This is a genomic window from Micromonospora sp. NPDC051543 (genome assembly GCF_044454415.1).
Lineage (GTDB): Bacteria > Actinomycetota > Actinomycetes > Mycobacteriales > Micromonosporaceae > Micromonospora.
The window spans coordinates 248,396-254,910 of record NZ_JBITDT010000005.1; the positions used below are offsets into that span (position 1 = coordinate 248,396).

General features: G+C 73.9%; 5 protein-coding genes. 1 reads left to right on the top strand and 4 read right to left on the bottom strand.

Annotation, left to right across the window (positions count from 1 at the left end):
* Nucleotides 1-39: 39 nt before the first annotated feature.
* A complete protein-coding gene (locus ACIA3K_RS11250) occupies nt 40-1,398 on the bottom strand; it encodes an FAD-binding oxidoreductase (RefSeq protein WP_396800580.1) in 1,359 nt (452 codons plus the stop codon).
* A gap of 96 nt (nt 1,399-1,494) precedes the next feature.
* On the opposite strand from ACIA3K_RS11250, the gene ACIA3K_RS11255 reads away from it, so the two are divergent.
* Nucleotides 1,495-3,591 carry a S9 family peptidase gene (locus ACIA3K_RS11255; RefSeq protein ID WP_396800582.1) on the top strand — a complete coding sequence of 699 codons (2,097 nt, stop codon included), beginning with the start codon at nt 1,495-1,497 and terminating at the stop codon, nt 3,589-3,591.
* A 46-nt stretch (nt 3,592-3,637) separates the two neighbouring features.
* Here the strand turns inward: ACIA3K_RS11255 and ACIA3K_RS11260 are convergent, their stop codons facing one another.
* Genes ACIA3K_RS11260 through ACIA3K_RS11270 form a run of 3 tightly spaced genes read right to left on the bottom strand, consistent with a single transcriptional unit; the run spans nt 3,638 to nt 6,389 of the window.
* Nucleotides 3,638-5,158 (bottom strand): FtsX-like permease family protein, encoded by a 1,521-nt coding sequence (locus tag ACIA3K_RS11260; RefSeq protein ID WP_396800584.1) that lies wholly within the window; start codon nt 5,156-5,158, stop codon nt 3,638-3,640.
* Nucleotides 5,155-5,856, bottom strand: coding sequence for an ABC transporter ATP-binding protein (locus tag ACIA3K_RS11265; protein ID WP_396800586.1), 702 nt, complete (start codon nt 5,854-5,856; stop codon nt 5,155-5,157). Before ACIA3K_RS11265 ends, ACIA3K_RS11260 begins: the two co-directional genes overlap by 4 nt.
* Nucleotides 5,853-6,389: a PadR family transcriptional regulator gene (locus ACIA3K_RS11270; RefSeq protein ID WP_396800588.1), complete on the bottom strand. Its 537-nt coding sequence runs from the start codon at nt 6,387-6,389 to the stop codon at nt 5,853-5,855. The genes ACIA3K_RS11265 and ACIA3K_RS11270 overlap by 4 nt, the downstream gene beginning before the upstream one ends.
* Nucleotides 6,390-6,515 lie beyond the last annotated feature (126 nt).

The window sequence follows — 6,515 nt, forward strand, 5'->3', positions numbered from 1 at the left end:
AGCGCCACGCGTGGGCTCGACGGCCGCACCGGGGCGGCCTCACAGGCCGCCGGGGAGGCGGCCGGGGGCGAGGCGTCGCTCCGGGTCGAGGTGCTCTTTCGCGGCGCGGAGCTGGACCAGGCCGGCCAACTCGCCCCACAGGTCGACGGCCTGTCGGACGGCGGCCGGGGCGGAGACGACCACGCAGCGACCCTGCCGGGCCAGCAGCACCCCGCGGACGGCGGCCAGGATGGACGCGACCCGGTCGGGTGGCACCGCGCCGGGCAGGGCCGCGTGCACCACGCCCAGACCGGCCGAGCCCCGCACCGGCACGGGAGCGCCGGCCGCGTCACGCAGCGCGTACACGGCGGCGTGCAGATCGCTGATCGGCACCTCCAGCCGTAGTGCGGTGTCGCCGGGCGCGAAGGGGTAACGACGCCACCACGGCGGTGCCGAGTGGGTCACGGTCGCCTCGCCGTGCAGCAGGCCGACCAGCCGTTCGGCGCGTTCGTTCACCTCGGCCGGGCCGCCTTCGAGCAGCACGACGAGGCTGCCCGCCCGGGACGGTGCCCCGGACCGGCCGGACATCGACGGGTGGCGCTCGCGGGCGGTGGCGGACGGATGGCCCGGCGGGTACACGCTGCGCGGCCGGGGCAGGCCACCGGGCAGGTCCAGCTCGATGGCCGCCGGGTCGAGGCGGGCGGCGAGGATCGACCGGATCAGCTCGTGGACCTCCAGCGGGGTCCACACCGGCCGGGACACCCACAGCCGGCTGGCGGGCACCGGCTGCACCCGCAGGCTCGCCGAGACCAGCACGCCGAGCGCGCCCTGCGAACCACACAGCAGCCGGGCCAGGTCGAGCCCCGGGGCACCGCCGCCGGCGCTGACCAGCTCACCGTCGGCGGCCAGATAGCGGACGCCGACGAGCTGGTCGCACGGCCTGCCGTGACGGTGCCGCAGTGGACCGGCCTCCCCGGCGGCGAGTACCCCGCCGAGGGTCGCGCCGGGCGAGGGGGTGTCCATCGCGAGCCGCTGCCCGGTGCGTTCCAGGGTCGCCTGCACCGCCCGCAGTGGAGTGCCCGCGCCCACCTCGACCACCGGGGCGCCCACCGGCTCGTGGCCGATGCCGGCCAGCCGACCCGTGTCGAGCAGGATGTCGACCTGCGTCGGGGTGGCACCCCAGTCGATCTTCGTGCCGGCGCCCCGGGGAACCACCGCCAGATCGTGGACGGCGGCCAGCCGCAGCACCTCGGCCGCGGCGTGCGGACCGCCGGGCACCGCAACCCAGCGGGCGGGCCGCCCGGCCACCTCGTCGGCCGGGCCGGCGAGTCGGGCGAACGGCGGACCGCAGATCGCGGTCAATCGCCGGGTGATCTCGAGGGCTCCGGACCGGCCGAGGGAACTCGCTGCTGCCGCCATGCCGGCCATCGTACATGTGTTCGAAAGACCGGGTGGGGATGTTCGGGATGCCGCTGGTCCGGCACGGAGGGTGAGTCGGCCGGTAACGTGGCCGCCGTGACCACCGAGACTGCCCCGCCCGCGGCGAAGCGGGTGCCCACCGAGCGCACCCACCACGGCGACACCGTCGTCGACGAGTACGCCTGGCTCGCCGCCAAGGACGACCCGGAGACGATCGCCTACCTGACCGCCGAGAACGCGTACACCGAGGAGCGCACCGCGCACCTGGCCGCCCTGCGCGCGGAGCTGTTCGAGGAGACCCGCCAGCGGACCCGCGAGACGGACCTGTCGGTGCCCACCCGCAAGGGCGGGTACTGGTACTACACCCGCACGATCGAGGGCCAGCAGTACGGGGTGCACTGCCGGCGTGCGGTCCGCGACGGCGAGTCCGAGCCGCCGGTCAGCGCGGACGGCGCCCCGCTCGACGGCGAGGAGGTGCTGCTCGACGGCAACCTGCTGGCCGAGGGGCACGACTTCTTCTCGCTGGGCGCGTTCGACGTCAGCCCGGACGGGCGCTGGCTGGCGTACTCGACGGACTTCTCCGGCGACGAGCGCTTCGCGCTGCGCGTGAAGGACCTGAACACCGGCGAGCTGCTGCCCGACGAGGTGCCCGACACGTTCTACGGCACCGCCTGGTCGGCTGACGCGTCGGCGCTGTTCTACGTGACGGTCGACGACGCCTGGCGGCCGAACCGGGTCTGGCGGCACACCATCGGCTCCGCCGCGTCCGACGACGTGGTGGTGCACCAGGAGGACGACGAGCGGTTCTGGGTGGGCGTCGAGCTGACCCGGTCGGAGAAGTTCATCCTCATCGACATCCACAGCAAGATCACCAGCGAGGTTCTGGTGATCCCGGCCGGCAACCCGACCGGCGCGCCGGCCGTCATCGCGCCACGGCGACAAGGCGTCGAGTACGCGGTGGAGCACCACGGCCACCGCTTCCTGATCCTGCACAACGACGGCGCGGAGGACTTCGCGCTGGCGTTCACCTCGGCGGACACCCCGGGCGACTGGGTGCCGCTGATCGAGCACACCCCGGGCACCCGCCTGGAGGCGGTCGACGCGTTCGCGAACCACCTGGTGGTGTCGCTGCGCACCGACGGCCTCACCGGCCTGCGGGTGCTGCCGATCGGCAGCGACGACGGGTACGACATCGACTTCCCCGAGCCGCTCTACAGCGTGGGCCTGGACGCCAACCCGGAGTACCGCACCGGGCAGGTCCGGCTGCGCTACTCCTCGCTGGTCACGCCCGACTCGGTGTACGACTACGACCTGGTCACCCGGCAGATGGTGCTGCGCAAGCAGAAGCCGGTGCTGCCCGGGCCGGACGGCCGACCGTACGACCCGGCCGAGTACGAGCAGCACCGCGACTGGGCGCTCGCCGACGACGGCACCCGGGTACCGATCTCGCTGGTCTGCCGGGTCGGCACACCCCGGGACGGCTCGGCGCCCTGCGAGCTGTACGGCTACGGCTCGTACGAGGCCAGCATGGACCCGTGGTTCTCGGTGGCCCGACTGTCCCTGCTGGACCGGGGCGTGGTCTTCGCCGTGGCGCACACCCGGGGCGGCGGCGAGCTGGGCCGGCGCTGGTACGACCAGGGCAAGATGCTGGCCAAGAAGAACACCTTCACCGACTTCGTGGCCTGCGCCCGGCACCTGGTCAAGGCCGGTTGGACGGCCAGCGACCGGCTGGTGGCCCGGGGCGCGTCGGCCGGCGGCCTGCTGATGGGTGCGGTCGCCAACCTCGCCCCGGACGCCTTCACGGGGATCGTGGCGCAGGTGCCGTTCGTGGACGCGCTCACCTCGATCCTCGATCCGTCGCTGCCGCTGACCGTCACCGAGTGGGAGGAGTGGGGCAACCCGCTCGAGGACCCCGAGGTGTACGCGTACATGAAGTCGTACACGCCGTACGAGAACGTCACGGCGGTGGACTACCCGGCGATCCTCGCGGTGACCAGCCTCAACGACACTCGGGTGCTCTACTCCGAGCCGGCGAAGTGGATCGCGCGGCTGCGGGCGACCGCACCGCAGGGCGACTACCTGCTCAAGACCGAGATGGGTGCCGGGCACGGCGGCCCGAGCGGTCGTTACGACGCCTGGCGCGAGGAGGCGTTCATCAACGCCTGGATCCTGGACCGCCTGGGCCGCGCCTGAGTGGTCCGGCCTGGCCGTGCCGGCGGTCCGCCGCCGGCACGGCCGCTCAGGCCGTCCGCAACTCGTCCACCGCCGTGCTCACCCGCAGGAAGAGCAGGCCGACACCGACCGTCACCAGGACCGCCGCCAGGGCGCCGGCGCCGAGCCACGCCAGGTGCTCCAGGGGTACGGCGACAGTCCGCTCTGTTGCAGCGGTCTGCACGAGGTGGGTGTACTGGTCGCGGGTGGCCGGGTCGTCGCAGAGTGCCGCCGTGGCGTCGCACACCGTCGTCGACGATGCGCTCGTGGTGATGCTGGGGAAGAGTCCCCTGCCGAGCAGCGCTCCGACGGTGAGCGCCAGCAGGATCGCCGGCACCGCGGGGGTGAGCGCCTGCCAGGCCACCGATCCGCTGAGCGTCGCGCGGGGCACGCCGGCGGCGACCAGCGCCGCGTACGCGCGTCGGCGGGCCACGATTCCCTCGACCAGCGCGACGATCAGACCGCCCGCCGCGATCAGCACCGCGACGGCCACCGCGGCGTCGACCAGGTCCATTGTCGACAGGTAGAACGGGTTGGCGCCGCCGTCGTCCACCCCGGCGAGGCGGTTCTGCTCCCGTTCCAGCGCGTCCTGGGCGACGAAGTAGGCGCGCTGGGCCGCCGCCCCGGCACCGAAGATCATGGCGGCCAGCAGCGCCGCGAAGGTCCGACTGCCCGCCCACGGGTCGGCCATCAGCCGGCCCGCCGCGAGGAGCGCCGCCGCGCCGCGGGCATGTCGGCGCAGCAGACGCCCGCAGGTGTACGAGATCCAGCCGACGCCGAGGACCACGCCGATCATCGCGGTGAGACCGCCCGTCAGGAAGATCAGCGGCAGCAGCCAGCCCGACTCCGTGTCGTCGAACCCGTACGCGATCGATCGGGCGGCGACGAAGGCGGCCAGACCCAGGCCGATCAGCAGTCCCGCCCAGGGGCGTGGCCCCCGCTGGTGTGCGGCTTTGCGACTGACGCCCAGCGGGGTGGTCGTGACCGTACGCAGCATCAGGGCAGTGGCCAGCGCCGCGACCACCGGCAGGCCCAGCACCACCGCAGCCAGCGCGCCGGTCGACGGCAGCACGTCGGTGGGCAGCGCCAGCCGGCCCCGGTCGTCGGGCCGGTGCAGCAGGTCGCGGCCGAGCAGGTAGACACCCAGCCCGGCGAGGGTGCCGAGCAGGCTGGCCAGGCCGGTCTCCAGCACCGCCAGTCGGGTGACCTGACCGGGGGTCGCGCCGGCCAACCGGAGCGCGGCGAGTCGCCGGTCCCGGGCGGGAGCGCCGAGCCGGGCGCACTGGCCGGCAAGTGCCAGCACCGGCACGGTCAGCATCAGCAGCGCGAACGCGGTCCCGCCGCGCAGTCCCGGTTCACGCAGCAGCGCGTTGCGGTACTGCTCGGACTCCGCCCAGGCGTCGCCGGCCGGCTTCTGGATCGCGAGCACGGTGAGCGCCGCCAGTCCGGCCAGCGTCGCCAGCAGGGCACTGAGCGCGGTCAGCACGACGCGCGCCGTGTCGGTCCGGTTGCCGGCCAGCGCGAGCCGCAGCAGCGTCGCCGGCCTCACCGTGCGCCGCCCGCCAACGGCACGTCCAGCCCCAGGCCGGTGTGGTCGATCAGGCCGTCGCGCAGCACGATCTCCCGATCGGCGTACGCGGCGATCCGCGGCTCGTGGGTGACCAGCACGACGGAGGTACGTTGCTCACGTGCGAGCCGGACCAGTTGGGTGAGCACCTGCTCGCCGGTGAGCGTGTCGAGCGCGCCGGTCGGCTCGTCGGCGAAGAGCACCCGCGGCTCGGTGACCAGAGCCCGCGCCGTCGCACACCGCTGCTGCTGACCGCCGGACATCTCGCCGGGTCGCAGATCGGCCACGTCGGCCACCCCGAACCGCTCCAGCCAGGTGAGGGCGGCCGTCCGCGCCTCTCGCCGCCCCGTGCCGGCGAGGAGCAGGGGCAGCGCCACGTTCTCGGCCGCCGTCAGCTCGGCCACCAACTGCCCGAACTGGAACAGCACCCCGAACTCGGTACGCCGTAGCCGGGACCGGGCAGCCTCCGACCAGGTGTCGAGCCGGTGGCCACGCCAGGTGACCTCGCCCGCGTCGGGCCGGAGGATCCCGGCCAGGCAGTGCAGCAGGGTCGACTTGCCGCAGCCACTCGGTCCGGTGACGGCGACGATCTCGCCCTCGGCCACGTCGAGCGTCACACCTCGCAGGGCGGGCGTCGGGCCGTACGCCCGAACCACGCCGCGAGCCTGGAGTTGCGTCACGCGTGCACCTCCCGGTGCCAGTCGGCGACCCGGCCCAGCGTGGTGTGCAGCCACCGCAGGTCGGCGTCGAGATGGGCGATCGCGAAGTCGGCCGCGACCACGTCGTTGAGGGTGGCGGCTGGGTCGGTCTTGACCGCCGTCAGCTCCCGCAGCCGCGCGGTGTGCGCGGCGCGCTGGGCGACCAGGTACGACCGTGCCCGGTCGACGTCGGCGACCAGCAGCGCCACGACGACCTTGGCGAAGAGCGTGCTGGCCACGTACGGCATAGGCGACTCCACCGTGGACAGCCACCGGTCCAGGGTGGAGCGACCTTCGTCGGTCAGCGCGTACGCCGTGCGGTCCGGCCCGGAGGCCCGGTCCTGACCGGCGGTGGCGACGAGCCCGTCCCGTTCGAGGCGACCGAGGGTCGCGTAGACCTGCCCGAAGGCCAACGGCCGAGCCCGGGGCAGCCGCTGGTCATGCGCACGCTTGAGCTCGTACCCGTGCCGACTCCCCCCAGCCAGCAACCCAAGCAGAACATGCGGCGTAGACACCCATCCCACTATTCACCCAGCGAATACCCCGGGTCAACACCCCCCCCCCCCCCCCCCCCCCCCCCCCCCCCACCCCCCCCCCGGAGAGATTTGTGGGGCCCCGGCACGGGGGGAGTTTTGTCGAAA

Excerpts from the sequence above, each read along its gene's own strand:
- ACIA3K_RS11250 (WP_396800580.1), bottom strand. The coding sequence starts at position 1,398 with ATGGCGGCAGCAGCGAGTTCCCTCGGCCGGTCCGGAGCCCTCGAGATC.